Origin of the sequence: Massilia litorea, assembly GCF_015101885.1 — a bacterium.
GTDB lineage: Bacteria > Pseudomonadota > Gammaproteobacteria > Burkholderiales > Burkholderiaceae_D > Telluria > Telluria litorea.
Genome location: NZ_CP062941.1, coordinates 3,978,490 through 3,997,275 on the forward strand (window position 1 = coordinate 3,978,490; position 18,786 = coordinate 3,997,275).

Annotated in this window: 20 protein-coding genes; 6 read left to right on the top strand and 14 right to left on the bottom strand. The window is 65.6% G+C overall.

The features are described from left to right. Positions 1-92 precede the first annotated feature (92 nt). The 7 genes from LPB04_RS17935 to mltG all read right to left on the bottom strand — a co-directional run bounded on the left by LPB04_RS17935 (position 93) and on the right by mltG (position 5,286). Positions 93-770, bottom strand: a complete 678-nt coding sequence (locus LPB04_RS17935) for an ankyrin repeat domain-containing protein (RefSeq protein WP_193685860.1) — start codon at positions 768-770, stop codon at positions 93-95. A gap of 2 nt (positions 771-772) precedes the next feature. Next, complete coding sequence (locus LPB04_RS17940) at positions 773-1,555, bottom strand: TatD family hydrolase (RefSeq protein WP_193685861.1); 783 nt, start codon at positions 1,553-1,555, stop codon at positions 773-775. A 144-nt stretch (positions 1,556-1,699) separates the two neighbouring features. Beyond that, on the bottom strand, positions 1,700-2,221 hold the full coding sequence (locus tag LPB04_RS17945; RefSeq protein ID WP_193685862.1) for a GNAT family N-acetyltransferase: 522 nt from the start codon (positions 2,219-2,221) through the stop codon (positions 1,700-1,702). A 16-nt stretch (positions 2,222-2,237) separates the two neighbouring features. After that, entirely contained in the window at positions 2,238-2,615 is a 378-nt protein-coding gene (locus LPB04_RS17950; RefSeq protein ID WP_193685863.1) for a PilZ domain-containing protein, read from the bottom strand. A 10-nt stretch (positions 2,616-2,625) separates the two neighbouring features. Beyond that, complete coding sequence (locus LPB04_RS17955; RefSeq protein WP_193685864.1) at positions 2,626-3,660, bottom strand: DNA polymerase III subunit delta'; 1,035 nt, start codon at positions 3,658-3,660, stop codon at positions 2,626-2,628. Positions 3,661-3,673: 13 nt separating this feature from the next. Further along, complete coding sequence (tmk, locus tag LPB04_RS17960) at positions 3,674-4,288, bottom strand: dTMP kinase (RefSeq protein ID WP_193685865.1); 615 nt, start codon at positions 4,286-4,288, stop codon at positions 3,674-3,676. Further along, on the bottom strand, positions 4,285-5,286 hold the full coding sequence (gene mltG, locus LPB04_RS17965) for an endolytic transglycosylase MltG (RefSeq protein ID WP_193685866.1): 1,002 nt from the start codon (positions 5,284-5,286) through the stop codon (positions 4,285-4,287). Before mltG ends, tmk begins: the two co-directional genes overlap by 4 nt. Before the next feature lie 97 nt (positions 5,287-5,383). On the opposite strand from mltG, the gene ygfZ reads away from it, so the two are divergent. The 3 genes from ygfZ to LPB04_RS17980 are packed head-to-tail and all read left to right on the top strand — an operon-like array spanning position 5,384 to position 7,465. Then, complete coding sequence (ygfZ, locus tag LPB04_RS17970) at positions 5,384-6,445, top strand: CAF17-like 4Fe-4S cluster assembly/insertion protein YgfZ (protein WP_193685867.1); 1,062 nt, start codon at positions 5,384-5,386, stop codon at positions 6,443-6,445. Between the two features lies 1 nt (position 6,446). After that, the gene (locus tag LPB04_RS17975) at positions 6,447-6,731 is read left to right on the top strand and encodes a DUF4936 family protein (protein ID WP_193685868.1); all 285 of its coding nucleotides are present in this window, start codon (positions 6,447-6,449) and stop codon (positions 6,729-6,731) included. Next, positions 6,722-7,465: an NRDE family protein gene (locus LPB04_RS17980; protein WP_193685869.1), complete on the top strand. Its 744-nt coding sequence runs from the start codon at positions 6,722-6,724 to the stop codon at positions 7,463-7,465. The genes LPB04_RS17975 and LPB04_RS17980 overlap by 10 nt, the downstream gene beginning before the upstream one ends. A 157-nt stretch (positions 7,466-7,622) precedes the next feature. Here LPB04_RS17980 and LPB04_RS17985 read toward each other — a convergent pair whose 3' ends face one another. Genes LPB04_RS17985 through LPB04_RS18000 form a run of 4 tightly spaced genes read right to left on the bottom strand, consistent with a single transcriptional unit; the run spans position 7,623 to position 10,837 of the window. After that, entirely contained in the window at positions 7,623-8,519 is an 897-nt protein-coding gene (locus LPB04_RS17985) for an SDR family oxidoreductase (RefSeq protein ID WP_193685870.1), read from the bottom strand. A gap of 8 nt (positions 8,520-8,527) precedes the next feature. After that, a complete protein-coding gene (locus tag LPB04_RS17990) occupies positions 8,528-9,310 on the bottom strand; it encodes an SDR family oxidoreductase (protein ID WP_193685871.1) in 783 nt (260 codons plus the stop codon). Between the two features lie 30 nt (positions 9,311-9,340). After that, positions 9,341-9,643 carry a Dabb family protein gene (locus LPB04_RS17995; RefSeq protein ID WP_193685872.1) on the bottom strand — a complete coding sequence of 101 codons (303 nt, stop codon included), beginning with the start codon at positions 9,641-9,643 and terminating at the stop codon, positions 9,341-9,343. Between the two features lie 15 nt (positions 9,644-9,658). Continuing rightward, complete coding sequence (locus LPB04_RS18000; RefSeq protein WP_193685873.1) at positions 9,659-10,837, bottom strand: acetyl-CoA C-acyltransferase; 1,179 nt, start codon at positions 10,835-10,837, stop codon at positions 9,659-9,661. A gap of 296 nt (positions 10,838-11,133) precedes the next feature. On the opposite strand from LPB04_RS18000, the gene LPB04_RS18005 reads away from it, so the two are divergent. Further along, positions 11,134-12,834 carry an MFS transporter gene (locus LPB04_RS18005; RefSeq protein ID WP_227496464.1) on the top strand — a complete coding sequence of 567 codons (1,701 nt, stop codon included), beginning with the start codon at positions 11,134-11,136 and terminating at the stop codon, positions 12,832-12,834. Between the two features lie 58 nt (positions 12,835-12,892). Here the strand turns inward: LPB04_RS18005 and LPB04_RS18010 are convergent, their stop codons facing one another. The 3 genes from LPB04_RS18010 to LPB04_RS18020 form a co-directional block, all read right to left on the bottom strand. Further along, complete coding sequence (locus tag LPB04_RS18010) at positions 12,893-13,516, bottom strand: helix-turn-helix transcriptional regulator (RefSeq protein ID WP_193685874.1); 624 nt, start codon at positions 13,514-13,516, stop codon at positions 12,893-12,895. Beyond that, the gene (locus tag LPB04_RS18015) at positions 13,513-14,745 is read right to left on the bottom strand and encodes an MFS transporter (RefSeq protein ID WP_227496465.1); all 1,233 of its coding nucleotides are present in this window, start codon (positions 14,743-14,745) and stop codon (positions 13,513-13,515) included. The genes LPB04_RS18010 and LPB04_RS18015 overlap by 4 nt, the downstream gene beginning before the upstream one ends. 284 nt (positions 14,746-15,029) lie before the next feature. Then, on the bottom strand, positions 15,030-17,117 hold the full coding sequence (locus tag LPB04_RS18020) for a 3-hydroxyacyl-CoA dehydrogenase NAD-binding domain-containing protein (protein ID WP_193685876.1): 2,088 nt from the start codon (positions 17,115-17,117) through the stop codon (positions 15,030-15,032). 192 nt (positions 17,118-17,309) lie between these two features. On the opposite strand from LPB04_RS18020, the gene LPB04_RS18025 reads away from it, so the two are divergent. Both LPB04_RS18025 and LPB04_RS18030 read left to right on the top strand, forming a co-directional pair. Continuing rightward, positions 17,310-18,068 (top strand): hypothetical protein, encoded by a 759-nt coding sequence (locus LPB04_RS18025; protein WP_193685877.1) that lies wholly within the window; start codon positions 17,310-17,312, stop codon positions 18,066-18,068. A 120-nt stretch (positions 18,069-18,188) separates the two neighbouring features. Next, positions 18,189-18,785 carry an MEDS domain-containing protein gene (locus LPB04_RS18030; RefSeq protein WP_193685878.1) on the top strand — a complete coding sequence of 199 codons (597 nt, stop codon included), beginning with the start codon at positions 18,189-18,191 and terminating at the stop codon, positions 18,783-18,785. Position 18,786 lies beyond the last annotated feature (1 nt).

An 18,786-nucleotide genomic window follows, 5' to 3' on the forward strand; every position in this document is an offset into this window, starting at 1 on the left:
CGTTTCGGTAACGAGATTATGCGACGCGGCGCACAGGATCGATGCTGTAAAGAAAGACGGGATTACCCGCCAGTTCGGCCTACACCCAGCGCTCAGCGCCCGCCCCGTTGCAGGGCTGCGGCCACGCGCGGCTTGCCGGCTCGCTCGGCGATCTGGACGGCGTTCAGGCCTTCGACATTCGTACGATTGCGGTCGGCGCCGTGCGCGATCAGGACCAGGGCGGTGCCGTCATGCCCTTCGCGCGCCGCCATCATCATCGGCGTGTAGCCGCCGCTCGCCTTGGGCGAGACCGCGTCGACTTTCGCGCCGCGCGCGAGCAGCAGGCGGACGATCTCGTCGTCGCCGCTGGCGGCCGCATAGTGCAGTGCCGTCCAGCCCGGCTGGTTGACCTTCGCGCCTTTGGCCAGCAAGGCCTCCACCGCCGCACGGTTGCGCTTGAAGGCCGCCATCATCAGCGCCGTGTTGCCGTTGGCGGCCTGCGCTTCCAGGTTGGTGCCCGGATGGGCGAGGAAGGCCTTGAAAACCTCCATCGCATCCTCGCGCAGCGCCTGCACCAGGCCCGGCTCGCCGCCGATCGGGTTCGGCTGGTTGGCGTTGACGACGCCCCCGATCATGGCATTGACCGTCTTCGCGTCGTCCAGCTGCACCGCGCGGAAGAAAGTGGTCAGCTGGGCCTCGGTCGGCGGCGCCGGCGCCGCGGCGGCGATCCCGCAGGCCAGGCCCAGGACGAGTACGGCACTGCGGAGGATGAGGCGGCGCTGTGCTCCCATTGTCAAACCTTTGCGTGCTGGAACAGGTTGAAGAAGTTCCCGGTGGTGCGGTCCGCGACTTCGCGCAGCGGCACCTCCTTCAGGGTGGCGATGTATTCCGCCACGTGCGCCACATAGCCGGGCTCGTTCATCTTGCCGCGGTAGGGCACCGGGGCGAGATAAGGCGAGTCGGTCTCGATCAGGATCCGCTCGAGCGGCACCGCGCGCGCCACCGCCTGCAGGTCTTTCGCGCTTTTGAACGTGACGATGCCGGAAAACGAGATATAGAAACCCATCTCGATCGCGGCCTGCGCCACCTCGAGCGACTCGGTAAAGCAGTGCATCACGCCGGCCACGCCGCCATCCCTGGTGCCGGCGCCCTCTTCCCGCATGATGCGGATGGTGTCTTCGCTGGCGGAGCGGGTATGGATGATCAGCGGCTTGCGGGTCTCGCGCGAGGCACGGATATGGGTGCGGAAGCGCTCGCGCTGCCATTCGAGGTCGCCCTCGAGGCGATAGTAATCCAGGCCGGTTTCGCCGATGGCGATGATCTTCGGATGCTGTGCCAGTTCGACCAGCTGCTCGACCGTTGGTTCCGGCGTGTCCTCGTAGTCCGGATGGACGCCGACCGAGGCATAAATGTGCGGATATTGCTCGGCCAGGGCGAGCACCGAGGGGAAGTCCGGCAGGTCGACCGAGACGCACAGGGCGTGGGTGACGCGGTTCTCGGCCATCTTGGCCAGGACTTCGGGCATCCGGGCGGCGAGCTCGGGGAAATTGATGTGGCAGTGGGAATCGATGTACATCCGCGTATTGTACGGGGAGCCGCGAGGTCGCGTCACGCGGTGTGCGCCGATCCAAAAGCCGTGGACTCGGGAGTCCACCCTACGGTTCGTGGCTGATCGACGATGTAGGGTGGAGTCCCGACTCCACGCGTTTCCAGCGGCGGATCAATCCGCGACGCGCTTCCCCAGGATGATCAAGTCGCGCTCGATCCCGTCCAGATTCGCCACCCGCGGAAAATTCGCCCAGGTCTCGAAGCCGAACTTGCGAAACAGCGCCAGGCTCGGCACGTTGTGCCCGAAAATGAAGCCGAGCAGGGTATGCACCTTGATCTTCGGCGCAAAGGCGATCGCCTGCTCCAGGCAGTAGCGCCCGAGGCCGCGTCCGCGCCATTCCTCATCGATATAGATCGACAGCTCGGCCGTGCCCGAGTAGGCCGGACGGCCGTAGAAATTCGAGTAGGACATCCAGCCGATCACGGTCGGCTCGTCCGACACATCGTTCGCATCGTGGATCACCCACAGCGGACGCCGCTCGGGCGTGTGCTCGTTGAACCAGGCTTCGCGCGAGGCGACGCTCACGGGTTCGGTGTCGGCGGTGACTTCGCGCGAGGCGATGGTGGAGTTATAAATATCGACGATGACGGGCAGGTCGTCGCGGCGGGCAAGACGGTGGACGTAGGACGGCATAAAAACGAAAAATAGATTACAGGGTATGGGTGGCGCGCGACGAGCGGAGCGCCGCGCCCAGGATTTCTTCGATGCGGGCCTTGGCGCGCTGGCCGGTTTCGTCGGCAGGGAAATGCACGCCGATGCCCTGCGCCTTGCTGTTGTTGGCGCCGGCAGGGGTGATCCAGGCGACCTTGCCCGCGATCGGGTATTTATTCGGGTCGTCCATCAGCGACAGGATCAGATAGACCTCGTCGCCGATTTTATACGGCTTGTTGGTCGGCACGAACATGCCGCCGTTCTTTAAAAACGGCATGTAGGCCGCGTACAGGGCCGCCTTTTCCTTGATCGCCAGCGACAGGACCGACGGCCGCGGCACGAGCGCTGCGTTCGGGTCGGTGGTATTGCCAGTCATTTCGGTCCTCTCAAGCCGGATTGCAGCACGCTGTATAGTCCAGCAACATGTCCTCGACAAAGAGCTTGGCCGACAGCGGGTGGTCGGCCACGGCGCGGCGTTCGTTCGCGGACTTGATTGCACGTAACAGATTCGCAGTGTGCACGTTGCCGGCCAAGGCTGCAAGTTCCTTCTGGTAGCGCGGATAGTAGCGCACCGTTCCCGCCAACTTGCTCGCCAGCAGGTCGTAGAGCCAGCGCTGCTGCCAGGAGACGAGCGAAGCCAGCGGCGTCTTGCTGAGTTTATCGGCCTGGCGCAGCGCCGACTCGACGTTCGGACGGGCAAGGAAACCGAGCAGGGTGTCGAGCTCCTCGCGGCTGCCGCCATTCGCCTTGTCGAGCGCAGCCAGCGGCGCGCCGCCCTCCTCGCGCAGCCAGCTGTCGGCGTCCGGCACGCCCTGCTCTTTCAGCCAGGTCAGCGCGGCAGCGTGGTCCGGCATCGGCAGCGCGAACTTGCGGCAGCGCGACAGGATGGTCGGCAGCAGGCGGTCCAGTCCGTTCGAAGCGAGTAGGAACACGGTGCCCGGCGGCGGTTCTTCCAGGGTTTTCAGCAGGGCATTCGAGGCCGGCATGTTCAGCGCCTCGGCCGGATACAGCACCACCACCCGCAGACCCTGGCGATGGGTCGAGATGTTCATGAAATCGGCCAGGTTCCGGATCTGCTCGATCTTGATCTCTTTCGAGGGCGCCTTGGTCGACTTCGATTTCTTGTCGCCCTCGCCGCCTTCAACCCCGTCGCCCTCGGCTGCCGGTTCGTCTTCCAGCGCTTCGGGGCGCACGCGGCGGTAGTCGGGATGGTTGTGCTGGAGGAACCAGCCGCAGGAGGCGCAGCTGCCGCAGGCCTGGCCGTCGGGCTGCACGTTCTCGCACAGCAGCGACTGGGCAAAGGCTTCGATGAAGCCGGCCTTGCCGATGCCGGCCGGGCCGTGGAACAGGATCGCGTGCGGCAGGCGCTCGCGCATGGCCTGGAGCTGGGTCCAGGCGGATTGTTGCCAAGGGTAGATCATCACAGCAAACTCATCACAGCAATACCTCCAGCGCCTCGCTGATCCGGGCCTGCGTCTCGGCGATGCTGCGCGTCGAATCGATCACGACGAAGCGCGCCGGGAACTGTTCGGCGCGGCGCAGGTATTCGGCGCGGCAGCGGGCAAAGAATGCTTCCTGCTCGCGCTCGAACTTGTCCAGGGTACGGGTTGCATCGAGCCGTTCGCGCGCCACTTCCAGGGGCACGTCGAACAGCAGGGTCATGTCCGGTTGCAGGTGCGGGTGCACCCAGGCTTCCAGCGCTTCCATTTTAGTACGGTCCAGGCCGCGCCCGCCGCTCTGGTAGGCGAAGCTGGCATCCGTAAAACGGTCCGACAGCACCCAGGAGCCGGCATCCAGGGCAGGTTCGATGACCTGCGCCATGTGTTCGCGGCGGCTGGCGAACATCAGCAGGGCCTCGGTTTCCAGGTGCATTTTTTCGTGCAGCAGCAGGTCGCGCAGCTTCTCTCCCAGCGGCGTGCCGCCCGGTTCGCGCGAGGTGACGACGGTCTTGCCGCGCGACTCGAGGAAATCGGTAATGAAGCCGATATGCGTCGACTTGCCGGCGCCATCGATCCCCTCGACGCTCAAAAATTTACCGCGGCCACTCATGGCTTGCTCGCACCGCGCTGGTACTGGTTTACAGCGCGGTTGTGCTCGTTCAGGTTGTCCGAGAAATGACTGGTGCCGTCGTTGCGCGAGACAAAATACAGGGCATCGGTCTTGGCCGGCGCCAGCGCGGCGCTGAGCGACTGCACGCCCGGCAGCGAAATCGGCGTCGGCGGCAGGCCGTAGCGGGTATAGGTGTTGTACGGGGTGTCGGTCAGCAGATCCTTCTTGGCGATCTTGCCTTCGTAGCGCGCCCCCATGCCGTAGATCACGCTGGGATCGGTCTGCAGCATCATGCCGGTACGCAGGCGATTGACGAAGACGCCGGCGATCATCGAGCGCTCGCTCTTCTGGCCGGTTTCCTTTTCAACGATCGAGGCCATGATCAGGGCTTCGTACGGCGTTTTATAGGGCAGGTTGTCGGCGCGCTTTTCCCAGGCGGCGTTCAGGCGGGTGAGCAGCATCTGGTGCGCCTGCTTATAGATCTGCAAGTCGCTCGCGCCCTTCGCGAAGAGATAAGTGTCCGGGAAGAACAGGCCTTCCGGCTGCTTGTATTCGGTCGACACCTTGGCCATCAGCTCCGCGTCGCTCAGCTTTGCCGTTTCGTGGCGCAGGGTCTTGGTGGCGGCGATGGCGTCGCGCATCTGGCGGAAGGTCCAGCCTTCGATGATGGTGACCGCTTCCTGGGCGAATTCGCCACGCACGAGCTGGTTCAGCAGGCGCCGCGGCGAGGTATTCGGTTTCAGCTCGTAGCTGCCGGCCTTGATGCGGCCGCTGTCGCCGGTGACGCGCGCCAGGATCTGGAACAGCGTCGGATTGACGGGCACGCCGGCCGCCACCATCTGCTGGGCAGCCGCGCCGACGCCGCTACCCGGGGTGATGGTGAATTCGATGGGCGGCTCGGCCGTGGTAAGGGCCTGCTTCGACCACCAGCTGAAGCCGCCGACGGCCACGATGGAAACGATGACTGCGGTGACGATGGTTTTTTTTATGAATGCCATTTGATTTGGGGTTTACGCCGTCTCCGGCGCGAAATGCTCGACAACTCTATAATGAGGCCGTAATGATAAAGCCTAAACCGCAAAACATATTGCATTTATGAGCAACTGGACAGAATATCTGGCGTCCCATGGCGCCCGCTTCCATATGGATGAAGCCACCCAGGTCGAAGATTTCGGCCGCGTATTGACGGCGTCCGACCTCGCGGCCGGTTTCGTCGCCCCCGTTACCGATCTCGGCCTGATCGCCGTCGACGGCGAGGATGCCGCGCGCTTCCTGCACAGCCAGCTGACGAACGATGTCGAGCACCTGGGCACGAACGAAGCCCGGCTGGCCGGCTTCTGCACGCCGAAAGGCCGCCTGCAGGCGACCTTCCTGATGTGGCGGGATGGCGAAGGCACCGTCTGGCTGCAACTGCCGCGCGCCATCCAGGCGCCGCTGCAGAAGCGGCTGTCGATGTTCGTGATGCGCTCGAAAGCGAAACTGCGCGACGCCACCGAAGAAGAAGCCGTCGCGGCCGTGATCGGCGTCGGCGGTGCGAAGGGCGAAGCGGCCCTGCGCGCGCAGGGCTTCGAACTGCCGGGTGCGCCGAATGCGGTGGTCCAGGGCGAGCGCGGCACCGTGATCCGTCTCGCCGATGCGTTCGGCGCGCCGCGCTTCCTGTGGATCGCCTCCGCCCAGGCTGCCGAGGCCGCGCTGCCGGCACTTGCCGCGCAACTGGCGCTGGGCGGCAACGCCGCCTGGCAGCTCGCCGCGATCCACGCCGGCGTGCCGCAAGTGACGGCCGCGACCCAGGAACAGTTCGTGCCGCAGATGATCAACCTGGAATTGCTGGGCGGCGTGAATTTCAAGAAAGGCTGCTATCCGGGCCAGGAAATCGTCGCCCGCAGCCAGTATCTCGGCAAACTCAAGCGCCGGACCGCCCTCGCCAGCGTCGACAACGCCGCGGCCCGCGCCGGTGACGAGGTGTTTTCCAGCGCCGACCCGGAGCAGCCCTGCGGCATGGTGGTGAACGCCGCGCCGAACGGCGCAGGCGGCGCCGACCTGCTGGTCGAGATGAAACTGGCAGCGCTGGCGGAAGAAGTGCACCTGGGCTCGGCCGCGGGCGCGCCACTGCGCTTCCTGCCCATGCCCTACCCGCTGGACGCACTCGAGCTCTAGCATGATCGACCTTTACGTGTATTACAAGGTGCGCGACGAAGACGCCGACCGCCTCGCGCCCCTGGTCTGCGCCCTGCAGGCCCGGGTGATCCAGCCCGGCCATGCCAGGTTGCTGCGCCGTCCCGAAAGCCGCGACGGCATGCAGACCTGGATGGAAGTCTATCCCGACGTGCCCGAGAGCTTCGCCGCCGAGCTGGAAGCGGCCGTTGCCGGCGCCGGCTTCGAGGGCCTGATCGAAGGCCCGCGCCGCGTCGAAGTGTTTACGGAGTTTCCACCATGTGCCTGATCGTTTTTGCCTGGCGCGTCATTCCCGGCGTACCCGTGGTGGCCTGCGCCAACCGCGACGAGTTCTACGACCGTCCCACCGCGCCCGCCGCGCCCTGGCCGGAACACCCGAACCTGATCGCGGGACGCGACCTCGAGCACGGCGGCAGCTGGATGGGCATCACCCGCGAAGGCGCCAACGGCCCGAAATTCGCCGCGCTGACGAATATCCGCGCGCCCGGTGAAGGCCGCGCCAACGCCCCTTCGCGCGGCGAGCTGGTGGCTGACTTTTTAAAGAGTTCGCTTTCCGCTGCGGAATACCTGGAGCTGGTCCAGGCGCGCGGCGACGTCTATAACGGCTTCAACCTGGTGCTGGGCGACCGCACGGCCCTGTACTGGTACTCGAACCGCGCCGGCGACGATCCGCGCAACGGCCAGCCGCTCGAGCCGGGGCGCATCTACGGCATTTCCAACGGTTTGCTCGACGCTCCGTGGCCGAAGGTCACGCGGACAAAAGCCCAGTTCGCCAGCCTGCTGTGCCAGGGTGCGCCGGAAGATGCCTATTTCGAGATGCTGGCCGATACCACGCGCGCGCCGGACATGCGGCTGCCGGAGACCGGCGTGCCGCTCGACCTGGAACGCGTGCTGTCGGCGGTCTGCATCGAGACGCCCGGGTATGGAACCCGGACCTCGACGGTGGTGAAGTTGTACGAGAACGCGCCGGCGGAGTTGCACGAGCGGATCGTGCAGCCGTAGGGTGGGCTCTGCCCACGCGGTGATACGCGAGGGCTCCGATTTCGTGCCGGATGATCTCGCGGCAATCTATCACCGCGTGGGCGGAGCCCGGTGAACCCGTCATCGAGGCCATTGGCCTCGATGACCCCGTACGGTACACCGCCGCTACCAACTCGCGTTAAAGCTTCGAGCGCAGCATTTCGCGCACGTGCGGCGTCGCCGCATACGGATCCGGCGGATTTTTACCCTGCACGATCGCTTCCATCCGTTCCTGCACGCCGCCCAGGGCCTGCGGATGCGAATAGATATAGAACTGCCCATCGCGGATCGCATCGAAGGTGATGCGCGAGACGTCGCTTGCCGACACCTTGCCCGACTCGACCGCCTTGCTCGTGAGCGCCTGCGCAGCCATCTGGCTGGCGGTGGCGCGCATCTCGGGCTTTAACTCCTCAGGCCGGTTGCGGTGCGACTGGTGGATCCCGGTCGGCACGAAATATGGGCACAGCACCGAGGCGCCGATCGGGGCGTCGACCAGCTGCAGGTCGTGGTACAGGGTTTCCGACAAGGACACCACCGCGTGCTTGGAGACGTTGTAGACCCCCATCGCCGGCGCGTTCAGCAAGCCCGCCATCGAGGCCGTGTTGACGATGTGGCCTTCGTAGTCCGGGTCGCGCCGCGCGCACTCGAGCATGGCGTGCGTGAAGACCCGCACGCCGTGGATCACGCCCCACAGGTTCACCCCCAGCACCCATTCCCAGTCGGCTTCGGTGTTTTCCCAGATCAGGCCGCCCGAGCCGACGCCGGCATTGTTGAACACCAGGTGGATGCCGTGGAAGCGGGCAATTGCCGCGTCCGCCAATTCCTGCACGTGGGCGCCCTTGCTGACGTCGCAGACCATGGACAGGACTTCCACACCCTGGCCCAGCAATTCGTCGGTGGTGCGCTCGAGCGCGTCCGCCTGGACGTCGGCCAGCACCAGCTTCATGCCCAGCCCGGCCGCGGTGAGGGCGAATTCACGGCCCAGGCCGCTGCCGGCGCCCGTGATGACGGCTACCTTGCCGCTGAAATTTTTCATGCTCCCCCCTAGACTGCGGACACGCCGCCGTCGACCGCCAGGATCTGGCCCGTGATGTGCTTGCTCGCGTCGGAGGCGAACAGGATCAACGCGCCCTTCAGGTCTTCGTCGTCGCCCAGGCGGCCGAGCGGCGAACCCTTGGCCAGCCTGTCGACGCCGATCGACTCCAGCACGCCCTTGGTCATTTTAGACGGGAAAAAGCCCGGTGCAATCGAGTTGACGGTGATGCCGTGGCGGCCCCATTCGCCGGCCAGGGTGCGGGTGAAATTCACCACGGCGCCCTTCGAGGTGTTGTAGGCGATCGTCTGCATCGTGCCCGGACCGTTGCCGGCCAGGCCGGCGATGGACGAGATGTTGATGATCTTGCCGTAGTGGCGAGGGATCATCGACAGCTTGCCGACCGCCTGCGAGACGAGAAAAATGCTGCGCACGTTCAGGTTCATGACCTTGTCCCAGGCTTCCAGCGGGTGGTCCTCGGCCGGGGCGCCCCAGCTGGCGCCGGCGTTATTGACCAGGATGTCGATCTGGCCGAGGCGGCGCAGTGCTTCCTCGACGAAAGGCTGGACGTTCGCCTCCTTCGACAGGTCGACCGCGATGGCGGAGGCTTCGATGCCGCGCGCGGCAAGATGCGCCACCGCTTCGTCGAGTTCTTCCTGCTTGCGGGCCGAAATCACGACCCGCGCGCCCTGCTCGCCTAAGGCCTCGGCCATCTGCAGGCCGAGCCCGCGCGAGCCGCCGGTCACCAGCGCCGTCTTGCCTTGCAAAGAAAAAAGTTCCTGGGGTGTGCGCATGCTGTCTCCGTTCTATTTTTGGTTGGGATATTACACTTCGTAATCCATGCACTGCCGTCCCTCGCGGATGGCCCCGATGAAGGGGACCAGCGCCTTGTGGGTCGGGTGCACGGCATAGGCATCGAGCGCGGCCTTGTTCTCGAATTCCGAGTACAGGACCACGTCGCAGGTTGCTTCCAGGCCCGGCTGGGCGAGGGTGACCTCGAATGTCAGGATGCCGGGGACGATATTCGCGCATTCGTCGAGCCGGCGTTTCATTTCACGGGCATTGGTGAGGCGGTCGGCACCTTCGGCCTCCTCCTTCAGCTTCCACATGACGATGTGTTTGATCATTTCTTTCCTCGCTTTTTACAACACTTCGAACAGGCCGGCCGCGCCCTGGCCGCCGCCGATGCACATGGTCACCACGACATACCTGACGCCGCGGCGCTTGCCCTCGATCAGCGCGTGACCGACCAGGCGTGCGCCGGAGACGCCGTACGGGTGGCCGACCGCGATCGCGCCGCCGTTCACGTTCAGGCGGTCCATTGGAATGCCGAGCTTGTCGGCGCAGTACAGCACCTGCACGGCAAAGGCTTCGTTCAGTTCCCAGAGGCCGATGTCGGCTACCGTCAGGCCGGCCTTCTGCAGCAGTTTCGGCACCGCGAACACGGGGCCGATGCCCATCTCGTCCGGCTCGCAGCCGGCGACCGCAAAGCCGCGGAACACGCCCAGCGGCTGCAAGCCTTTCTCTTGCGCCATCCGGGCACTCATCAGGATCGAGACTGACGCGCCGTCCGAGAACTGGCTGGCGTTACCCGCCGTGATCACGCCGCCCGGCAGCGCGGTGCGGATCTTCGACACGCCTTCGATGGTCGTGTCGGCGCGGATGCCTTCGTCGGCCGCGATCGTCACTTCGCGCGTGAGCAGGCGGCCCGAGGCCTTGTCGGCGACGCCCATGACGGTCGTCATCGGCACGATCTCGGCGTCGAAGCGGCCGGCGGCCTGGGCGGCGGCAGCGCGCTGCTGGCTCTGCACGCCATAGGCATCCTGGCGTTCCTTCGGAATGCCGTAGCGCTTGGCGACGGTCTCGGCCGTCTGCAGCATGGGCCAGTAGATTTCCGGCTTGTGCGCGCGCAGCCACGGGTCCTGCAGCATGTGGGTATTCATTTCCTGCTGCACGCAGGAGATCGACTCGACGCCGCCGGCGGCGAAGATCTCGCCTTCGCCGGCGATGATGCGCTGGGCCGCCAGCGCGATCGTCTGCAGGCCCGAGGAGCAGAAGCGGTTGACCGTCATGCCCGGCACCGTGGTCGGGCAGCCGGCGCGCAGCGCGATCTGGCGCGCGATGTTGGCGCCGGTCGCACCTTCCGGATTGGCGCAGCCCATGACCACGTCCTCGACCTCGCCCGCCTGAATACCGGCGCGTTCGATGGCCGCGGCCAGCACGTGGCCGCCGAGGGTGGCTCCGTGGGTCATGTTGAAGGCGCCCTTCCACGACTTGGCCAGGCCCGTGCGGGCGGTCGATACGATCACTGCGTCTTGCATGCTGGTCTCCCTCATTGTTGGTGTTTGGACCAAATGAGAATAGCACAATTAAGTACGACCGTTCGCAAATCTTATGACCGGCCTCAAGCAGTTTTCGCGATCTTTCGGGAGGCGCCTGCTGTCCAACTAAAAAGAGATGAGTTGGGTCCGCCGCCCGCAAGCGACCTCGTCAATAAACTGTAAGTTTCGGGTAAGTTTGGAGCAAGCATGACGTAAGTTTAACGGTCCACACTCCGAGCCAGCTGACGCACACTCGGCTACATCCGACGCATTAAATTATTATACGGAGACAAAAAATGGCTATCACACCCGGCATGACCGCGGGCGGCAAGGCTGCACCAGCCGCCCAGGGGATGACCAAGGAAGAGCGCAAGGTCATCTTCGCTTCTTCCCTCGGCACCGTTTTCGAATGGTACGACTTCTACCTCTACGGCTCGCTTGCCGCCATCATCGGCAAACAGTTCTTCCTTGGCGATCCCACCACCTCGTTCATCTTCGCCCTGCTCACCTTCGCAGCCGGCTTCATCGTCCGTCCGTTCGGCGCCCTCGTGTTCGGCCGCCTGGGCGACATGATCGGCCGCAAATACACCTTCCTCGTCACCATCCTGATCATGGGCGGCTCGACCTTCATCGTCGGCCTGCTGCCGGGCTATGCGACGATCGGCATCGCGGCGCCGATCATCCTCGTCTCGCTGCGCATCCTGCAGGGCCTGGCCCTGGGCGGCGAATACGGCGGCGCGGCCACCTATGTCGCCGAGCACGCACCCGAAGGCAAGCGCGGCGCCTTCACCGCCTGGATCCAGACCACCGCGACCATGGGCCTGTTCCTGTCGCTGCTGGTCATCCTCGCCACCCGCACCGCTGTCGGCGAAACCGAGTTCGCGGCCTGGGGCTGGCGCATTCCTTTCCTGGTCTCGGTCGCGCTGCTGGGCGTTTCCGTCTGGATCCGCCTGTCGATGAACGAATCGCCGGCCTTCGCCAAGATGAAGGCGGAAGGCAAGACCTCGAAGGCCCCGCTGTCGGAAGCCTTCCTGAACTGGAAGAACGCCAAGATCGTCATCCTGGCCCTGGTCGGCCTGACGATGGGCCAGGCCGTGGTCTGGTACACCGGCCAGTTCTACGCCCTGTTCTTCCTGACCCAGACCCTGAAGATCGACGGCCCGACCGCGAATATCCTGACCGCCATCGCGCTGCTGCTGGCCACGCCGTTCTTCATCTTCTTCGGCTCGCTGTCGGACAAGATCGGCCGCAAGTGGATCATCCTCGGCGGCTGCGTCATCGCTGCGGCGACCTACTTCCCGATCTTCAAGGCCATCACCCACTACGGCAACCCTGCCCTCGAACAGGCGATCGCCACCGCGCCGGTCACCGTCGTCGCCGACCCGGCCACCTGCCACTTCCAGGTCGACCCGACCGGCACCAAGAAATTCCCGTCCTCCTGCGACATCGCCACCCGCATGCTGACCAATGCGTCGGTGAACTACACCACCGTCCCCGCCCCGGCCGGCTCGGTCGCGCAGGTCAAGGTCGGCGACAAGGTGCTGCAGTCGTTCAACGCGACCATGACGCCGGATAACATCGACTTCGACAAGGACAGCAAGGCCCGCGAAGCCGCGCTGAAGAAAGAAGTGGCCGGCACCCTGAAGGCCGCCGGTTATCCCGAGAAGGCCGACCCGGCACGCGTCAACAAGCCGATGGTCGTGCTGCTGCTGTTCATCCTGGTGCTCTACGTGACCATGGTCTACGGCCCGATCGCGGCCATGCTGGTCGAGATGTTCCCGACCCGCATCCGCTACAGCTCGATGTCCCTGCCTTACCACATCGGTAACGGCTGGTTCGGCGGCCTGCTGCCGACCATCTCGTTCGCCCTGGTGGCCGCCAACGGCAATATCTACTATGGCCTCTGGTACCCGATCATCATCGCCCTCATCACCGTCGTGATCGGTGCGATCTTCGTTCGCGAAACCAAGGACAACAACATCTACGCCGCCGACTGAGCGCAAGCACGGCCGGAAACTGAAAATGCCGCTGGAGACAGCGGCATTTTTTTTGATCCTAGGCGCGTTCGCTCACCAGGTAGGTACAGCGCCGCGCGCCCTCGAGCTGGTGCTCGATGCGCACGACGGCCGTCCCGGCACCGAGGACGCGGCGGAATACCTCGAGTTCCGAGCGGCAGAACTCCCCGCAGGCCCGGGCCGCAGTGCCGATGGGACAGTGGTTCTCGTGCAGGAGAACGCTGCCGTCGACCCGCGGCTCGGTCTCGGCCATATAGCCGTCGAGGGTACGGGCCGCGGCCAGCGCCGCCACCCGCTGGTCGAGGGTCGCGGCGCCGGCCATCCGTTCGCGGTAGGCCAGCTCGCCCGCATGCGCGCGTACGGCAATCAGCTTTTCCAGGCCGCTTTCGCCGAACAGCGTGCGCACGTCCTGGATCAGGTCCAGCGTCAGTTCCGCATGGCGGTCGGGGAAGCGCGCATGGCCGCTGTCGGACAGCAGCCAGCGCCGCACCGGCCGCCCGACCTTGCCGGGGCTGTCCTGGAAGCGCACCAGCCCGTCCTCCACCGCCGCTTCCAGCTGGCGCCGCACGCCCATCGCCGTCAAGCCCATCAGTCCAGCCAGCGACTGGGCCGTTTGCGGACCACGCGTCTTGAGCAGCATCAGGATCTGGTCATAGGTGTTCATCGCAGCTCCCTTGTTGTGTCGGCGCGGATGCCGACCGCGCGCGCACTCCAGCTGCGCATCGCCAGTGCGGCGGCGACGGCCATGGCCCCGCCGACCACCAGCACGATGCGGGTATCGACCAGCGCCAGCAGCCCGCCCGCCAGCGCCATCACGATATTGGCCAGGCAAAAGGTCGTCGACAGCAGGCCCATGACCGCACCCTGGCCGTGGCTGGCGAATTGGTCGGCGGCCCAGCCCTGCACGGTCGCGTTGTAATAGGCATGCGGCAAGCCGAACAGCACGATCGCCGCCAGCCCGACGCCGAGGTTGCCGAAGCCGACCGCCAGGATGGCGAGCGCGGCCAACCCGGCCTGGAGGCTGGCGCGGCGGCGCGGGTCCGCCGTGCTGGCGCGGCCGGCGAACAGCGCGGCAAACGTCATCAGCGCGCACATGCCCATGTTGACGAAGGCGATCTGGCGCACGTCGTAGCCGCCGACGTCGACCAGCCACAGCGGAAAGAATTCGTAGAAGGCGGCCACGCCGCAGGCATAGGCGAAGTGCACCGAAAAGAGCGTGCGCAGCGGCGGCTGGCGCAGCAGGGTGAAGGCATGGCGTTCGCGCGCCACCGACCACCAGCGCTGCCCCAGCGTCGGGCCTGCCGCTTCGCGCTCCAGCGCCATCGCAACGAGGGCGGCGCCCAGCAGCAAGGCGCCGGCGGCAATCGAAAACGGCAGCGTGATCGAGAAGCCGACCGTCAAACCGGCGAGCAGCGGGCCGAACAGCCAGCCGAGATGGAAAGCGCCGTTCAGCCAGGACAGCGCATGGTTGCGCAGCCCGCCCGTCAGCCTTTCCGCCAGCATGGCACGCATGATCGCCCCGTTCCCCTCGAGCAGGCCGGTGGCGAAGCGAGCCAGCAGGAACAGCGGGAAGGATTCGGTGACGAGGGCCGCGGCCGTGAGCGCATGGCCGACGGCGCCGCCGATGGCCGTCGTCAGCAGGATACGGCGGCGCCCGAAGCGGTCCGAGACCGCGCCCAGCACCGCGCTGCCGATCAGGAGACCGAGCGGATTGACCATCAGGGCGATCCCCAGCAGCAGTTTCGGCGGCAGGCCGAGGAAGGAAGTCAGCGCGCTCCCGGTGTCGTTGCCGAACAGCGGCGCCAGGATCGGGTAAGGCAGGGAGGCGCCCGTCGTCGACAGCAGCCCCAGCAGGCAGGCGCTCGCGATCAGCAGGGCGTTCTTCGTAGGCACATGAGAGCTCATGCGCCCATTCTGATCCCGGCTCGACAATAAGTAAACGAAAACGTTTATTTATTCACCAACGAGGCCGCCACCTGCGTCGAACATGGCTGCGACTGCGACGAATGTTCCCGAAACGAAAAGGCGCTGTTCGCGTCAAGTGTGGAAAATGTCGAGCTCCACTCGTCCTGCGGACCGCGGCCGTTCAAAGCGATCCCACACTTAACGAGAACAGCGCCAACGAAAAACGCCGCTGGAATCCAGCGGCGTTTCGGGTCGACGAGCAGCCGGCAGGCTTAGTCGTTAAAGCCCTTGCCCTCACCCGCCAGGCGTTCCAGCAGCGGCGCCGGCGTCCAGGCGTCGCCGTGGCGGCCGCGCGCGAATTTGCGCATGGTCTCGAGCACGTTCGGCAAGCCGACCGTGTCCGCGTACAACATCGGGCCGCCGCGGTAGAGCGGGAAGCCGTAGCCGGTCAGGTAGACCATGTCGATGTCCGACGCCCGCAGGGCAATACCCTCTTCCAGGATCTTCGCGCCTTCGTTGACCAGCGCGAACACCAGGCGCTGGACGATCTCTTCGTCCGATACCTGGCGCCGTTCGCCGCCGGCCGCCTGCACCTGCGCCATGATCAGTTCGTTGACGACTGGCGAAGGATAGGCCGTGCGATCACCCGCCTTGTAGTCGTACCAGCCGGCGCCGGTCTTCTGGCCGAAGCGGCCCTGTTCGCACAGCAGGTCCGGCACCTTCGAGTATTCCAGGTCCGGCTGCTCGATGTAGCGGCGCTTGCGGATATACCAGCCGATGTCGTTGCCGGCCAGGTCGCTCATGCGGAAGGGCCCCATGGCGAAGCCGAAGCGTTCGATCGCCTTGTCGACCTGTTCCGGCAGCACGCCTTCCTCCAGCAGGAAGAAGGCCTGGCGCAGGTATTGTTCCAGCATGCGGTTGCCGATGAAGCCGTCGCACACGCCCGAGACCACGCCCGTCTTTTTGATTTTCTTCGACAGCGCCAGCGCGGTGGCCAGCACGTCCTTGCCAGTGTCCTTGCCGCGCACGATTTCCAGCAGCTTCATCACGTTCGCCGGGCTGAAGAAGTGCAGGCCGATCACGTCCTGCGGGCGACTGGTAAAGGCCGCGATCTTGTCGAGGTCCAGGGTCGAGGTGTTCGAGGCCAGGATCGCACCCGGCTTCATGGTCGCGTCCAGCTGGCGGAACACGGTTTCCTTGACGTTCAGGTCCTCGAACACGGCTTCGATCACGATGTCGGCCTGGGCAATGTCCTCATACGACAGGCTGCCCGTGATCAGGCCGATGCGCTGCCCGGCCTTTTCCGGCGTCAGCTTGCCCTTCTTGACGGTGTTCTCGTAGTTCTTGCGGATGGTGGCGAGACCCTTGTCGAGCGCTTCCTGCTTCGTTTCCAGGATCGTCACCGGAATGCCGGCGTTGGCGAAGTTCATGGCGATGCCGCCGCCCATGGTGCCGGCGCCGATCACGGCCGCCTTCGCGATGGAGCGGGTCGGGGTGTCGGCGGGCACGTCCGGCACCTTGCTCGCCGCGCGCTCGGCGAAGAAGGCGTGGCGCAGGGCTTTCGATTCCGTGGTCTGGGCCAGCGCCAGGAAACGGTCGCGCTCGTACTTCAGGCCATCCTCGAATTTCATGGTCACGCTCGCCGCCACGCATTCGACGCATTCGAGCGGGGCCGGGAAGGCGCCGGCCATGGCTTTGACGGTATTGCGCGAAAATTGCAGGAAGGCTTCGTGGTTCGGATAGTCCACCTTCAGGTTGCGCACCTTCGGCAGCGGACGGGTGTCGGCGATGCCGTTGGCAAATTCGACGGCGGAGGCAACCAGGTCGGCGCCTTCGGCAAACACCTTGTCGAACAGTTTGGTCTCGGCCAGCTTCTCCGACAGCACCGGGTTGCCGGAGACGATCATGTTCAGGCCCTGCTCGAGGCCGACCACGCGCGGCAGGCGCTGGGTGCCGCCGGCGCCCGGCACCAGGCCGATCTTCACTTCCGGCAGGCCGATCTGGGCGCCGGGGCTGGCGACGCGGTAGTGGCAGCCGAGCGAGAGCTCGAGGCCGCCGCCCATGCAGACGCCGTGGATGGCCGCAATGACGGGTTTGCTCAGGTTTTCGGCGGTAGCGATCAGGGTGTGCAGGGTCGGCTCGGTCAGCGCTTTCGGGGAATTGAACTCGCGGATGTCCGCGCCACCCGAGAAGACCTTGCCGGCGCCCGTGATCACGACGGCCTTGATCGCCGCGTCGCTTTCCGCGCGGCGCAGCGCCTCGACGGCCGCGCTACGCGTCGCCATGCCGAGGCCGTTGACTGGGGGATTGTTCAGGGTAATGACGGCAACGCTGCCATGCACGACGTAATCTGCACTCATGTCTCTTCCTTTTGTAATAGATGAACCCGTTGGTTGAACCGGCACTTTTAACTATAACGCAAAAAAGTACGGTCGTCTTATTTCTTCGGGCCCGATCGCGCTCTTTTTTACGCGCTTTTTTTGCTGTGTCAGAATGCGACCCGCAAGCCGCCTGCGCAGACCTGCCGCCGGCGGCCGACTTCGGAGAACACGATGGAAAAACTGATCGCGCAACTGCTGCGCCTGTACCTGGTCCCCGGCCAGCTCGCCCCGGAACTCCTGCGGCAACACCTGCTGGGACAAGTCACGCTCCCGCTGTCCCTGCCTGCCGGCGGCGAGACGCGCGCCCTCATCCTCGATTTCGACAAGGCGAAGGGCGACGCGGACGGGGACCACTGGACGCGCCTGTGCGCAGTCGCCCAGGCCCTGCAGGCGGATTACGGTTTCCCGGCGCCGGGCGTGAGCATTTCCGCCGATGCCGGTTTTCGCCTGTGGCTGTCATTCGAGGTCCCGGTGCCGGCGGCCGAGGCCCAGCGCTTCCTGGAGCAGCTGCGCGACACCGCCTTTCCCGAACTGGCCGTCGCGCCCGATGCCGTCGACCGTCCGGTCGCCCTGCCGCCCTGCCTGGACCCGGCGTCCGGCCGCTGGTCCGCCTTCATCCACCCCGGCATGGGCGCCTCCTTCGCCGACGAGCCGGGACTGGAGATGGCGCCGCCGCCGCTGGCCCAGGCCGCTTTCCTGGAACAGCTCGAGACCATCGGCGCCGACCAGTTCAACGCTGCCCTCTGGTCCCTGCAGCCGGCGCCCGTTGGCGCGCCGCTTGCGCCGAGCGAGCCGGCCGCGCAGGCTGCAAGCGCCCCAGGCGAACTCCTGCTGCGCGACGCTACCCTCGAAGACATCGTGCGCCACCTGCATGCGCGCAATATCGAGCCGACCTTCCGCCACCTGATTCCCGCTCACAGTCCTCGCTGAGCCAGTCCGGGAGCGGCGTTCGGGCCACAGGTCCGGACGCCGTGCGGCGCGCCCCTCCCTGCGGGTGTATCCTTGTCGCATGGAGCGCCTCCATGGGCTCGCCACTACAAGGAGCACCACATGGCGGAGGCGAAACGGCATGTTTGTCTCGGGTTCACGGAAGAGCTTTATCCGGAGGGGACCCATATCTGCTACCTGTACAACAGCGACGAGGAGCGCAGGCGCATCCTGCCCCAGTTTGCGCGCCAGGCCCTGCTCCAGAACGAAGCCTTCGGCTACCTGGCCGACGTGCCCACGCGCGCAGACCTGCCGGAGGCCATGGCGCGGCTCGACCTGGCCGGGGCGCTGACGGGCTCGCCATCCCAGGTCGAACTGGCGACCTCGATGGAAGGCTATTATCCCGGCGGCAGCTTCGACCCCGAGGGGATGCTGGCCCGTTTGCGCAATAAATACGTCGCCTCGCTGGCCGCCGGCCTGGCCGGGGCGCGTGTCGCCGGCGAAATGGACTGGGCGCTGCGCGGGGTGCCCGGCACCGACCGCATCATCGAATGCGAGTCGCGCATCAACGAGCTGGTCAAGGAAGCACCGATCACCGTGATGTGCCAGTACGACCTGCGCAAATTCGACGGCGCCATGATGTTCGACGTCATGAATGTGCATCCGGTCATGATCGTCGGCGGCCATATCCTGCGCAATCCCTTCTACAGCCAGATCTGAG

What these genes read in the sequence shown, in the direction of transcription:
- LPB04_RS17935 (WP_193685860.1), bottom strand. Translation starts at nt 770, where the DNA reads ATGGGAGCACAGCGCCGCCTCATCCTCCGCAGTGCCGTACTCGTCCTG.
- LPB04_RS17940 (WP_193685861.1), bottom strand. Translation starts at nt 1,555, where the DNA reads ATGTACATCGATTCCCACTGCCACATCAATTTCCCCGAGCTCGCCGCC.
- LPB04_RS17945 (WP_193685862.1), bottom strand. Translation starts at nt 2,221, where the DNA reads ATGCCGTCCTACGTCCACCGTCTTGCCCGCCGCGACGACCTGCCCGTC.
- LPB04_RS17950 (WP_193685863.1), bottom strand. Translation starts at nt 2,615, where the DNA reads ATGACTGGCAATACCACCGACCCGAACGCAGCGCTCGTGCCGCGGCCG.
- LPB04_RS17955 (WP_193685864.1), bottom strand. Translation starts at nt 3,660, where the DNA reads ATGATCTACCCTTGGCAACAATCCGCCTGGACCCAGCTCCAGGCCATG.
- tmk (WP_193685865.1), bottom strand. Translation starts at nt 4,288, where the DNA reads ATGAGTGGCCGCGGTAAATTTTTGAGCGTCGAGGGGATCGATGGCGCC.
- mltG (WP_193685866.1), bottom strand. Translation starts at nt 5,286, where the DNA reads ATGGCATTCATAAAAAAAACCATCGTCACCGCAGTCATCGTTTCCATC.
- ygfZ (WP_193685867.1), top strand. Translation starts at nt 5,384, where the DNA reads ATGAGCAACTGGACAGAATATCTGGCGTCCCATGGCGCCCGCTTCCAT.
- LPB04_RS17975 (WP_193685868.1), top strand. Translation starts at nt 6,447, where the DNA reads ATGATCGACCTTTACGTGTATTACAAGGTGCGCGACGAAGACGCCGAC.
- LPB04_RS17980 (WP_193685869.1), top strand. Translation starts at nt 6,722, where the DNA reads ATGTGCCTGATCGTTTTTGCCTGGCGCGTCATTCCCGGCGTACCCGTG.
- LPB04_RS17985 (WP_193685870.1), bottom strand. Translation starts at nt 8,519, where the DNA reads ATGAAAAATTTCAGCGGCAAGGTAGCCGTCATCACGGGCGCCGGCAGC.
- LPB04_RS17990 (WP_193685871.1), bottom strand. Translation starts at nt 9,310, where the DNA reads ATGCGCACACCCCAGGAACTTTTTTCTTTGCAAGGCAAGACGGCGCTG.
- LPB04_RS17995 (WP_193685872.1), bottom strand. Translation starts at nt 9,643, where the DNA reads ATGATCAAACACATCGTCATGTGGAAGCTGAAGGAGGAGGCCGAAGGT.
- LPB04_RS18000 (WP_193685873.1), bottom strand. Translation starts at nt 10,837, where the DNA reads ATGCAAGACGCAGTGATCGTATCGACCGCCCGCACGGGCCTGGCCAAG.
- LPB04_RS18005 (WP_227496464.1), top strand. Translation starts at nt 11,134, where the DNA reads ATGGCTATCACACCCGGCATGACCGCGGGCGGCAAGGCTGCACCAGCC.
- LPB04_RS18010 (WP_193685874.1), bottom strand. Translation starts at nt 13,516, where the DNA reads ATGAACACCTATGACCAGATCCTGATGCTGCTCAAGACGCGTGGTCCG.
- LPB04_RS18020 (WP_193685876.1), bottom strand. Translation starts at nt 17,117, where the DNA reads ATGAGTGCAGATTACGTCGTGCATGGCAGCGTTGCCGTCATTACCCTG.
- LPB04_RS18025 (WP_193685877.1), top strand. Translation starts at nt 17,310, where the DNA reads ATGGAAAAACTGATCGCGCAACTGCTGCGCCTGTACCTGGTCCCCGGC.
- LPB04_RS18030 (WP_193685878.1), top strand. Translation starts at nt 18,189, where the DNA reads ATGGCGGAGGCGAAACGGCATGTTTGTCTCGGGTTCACGGAAGAGCTT.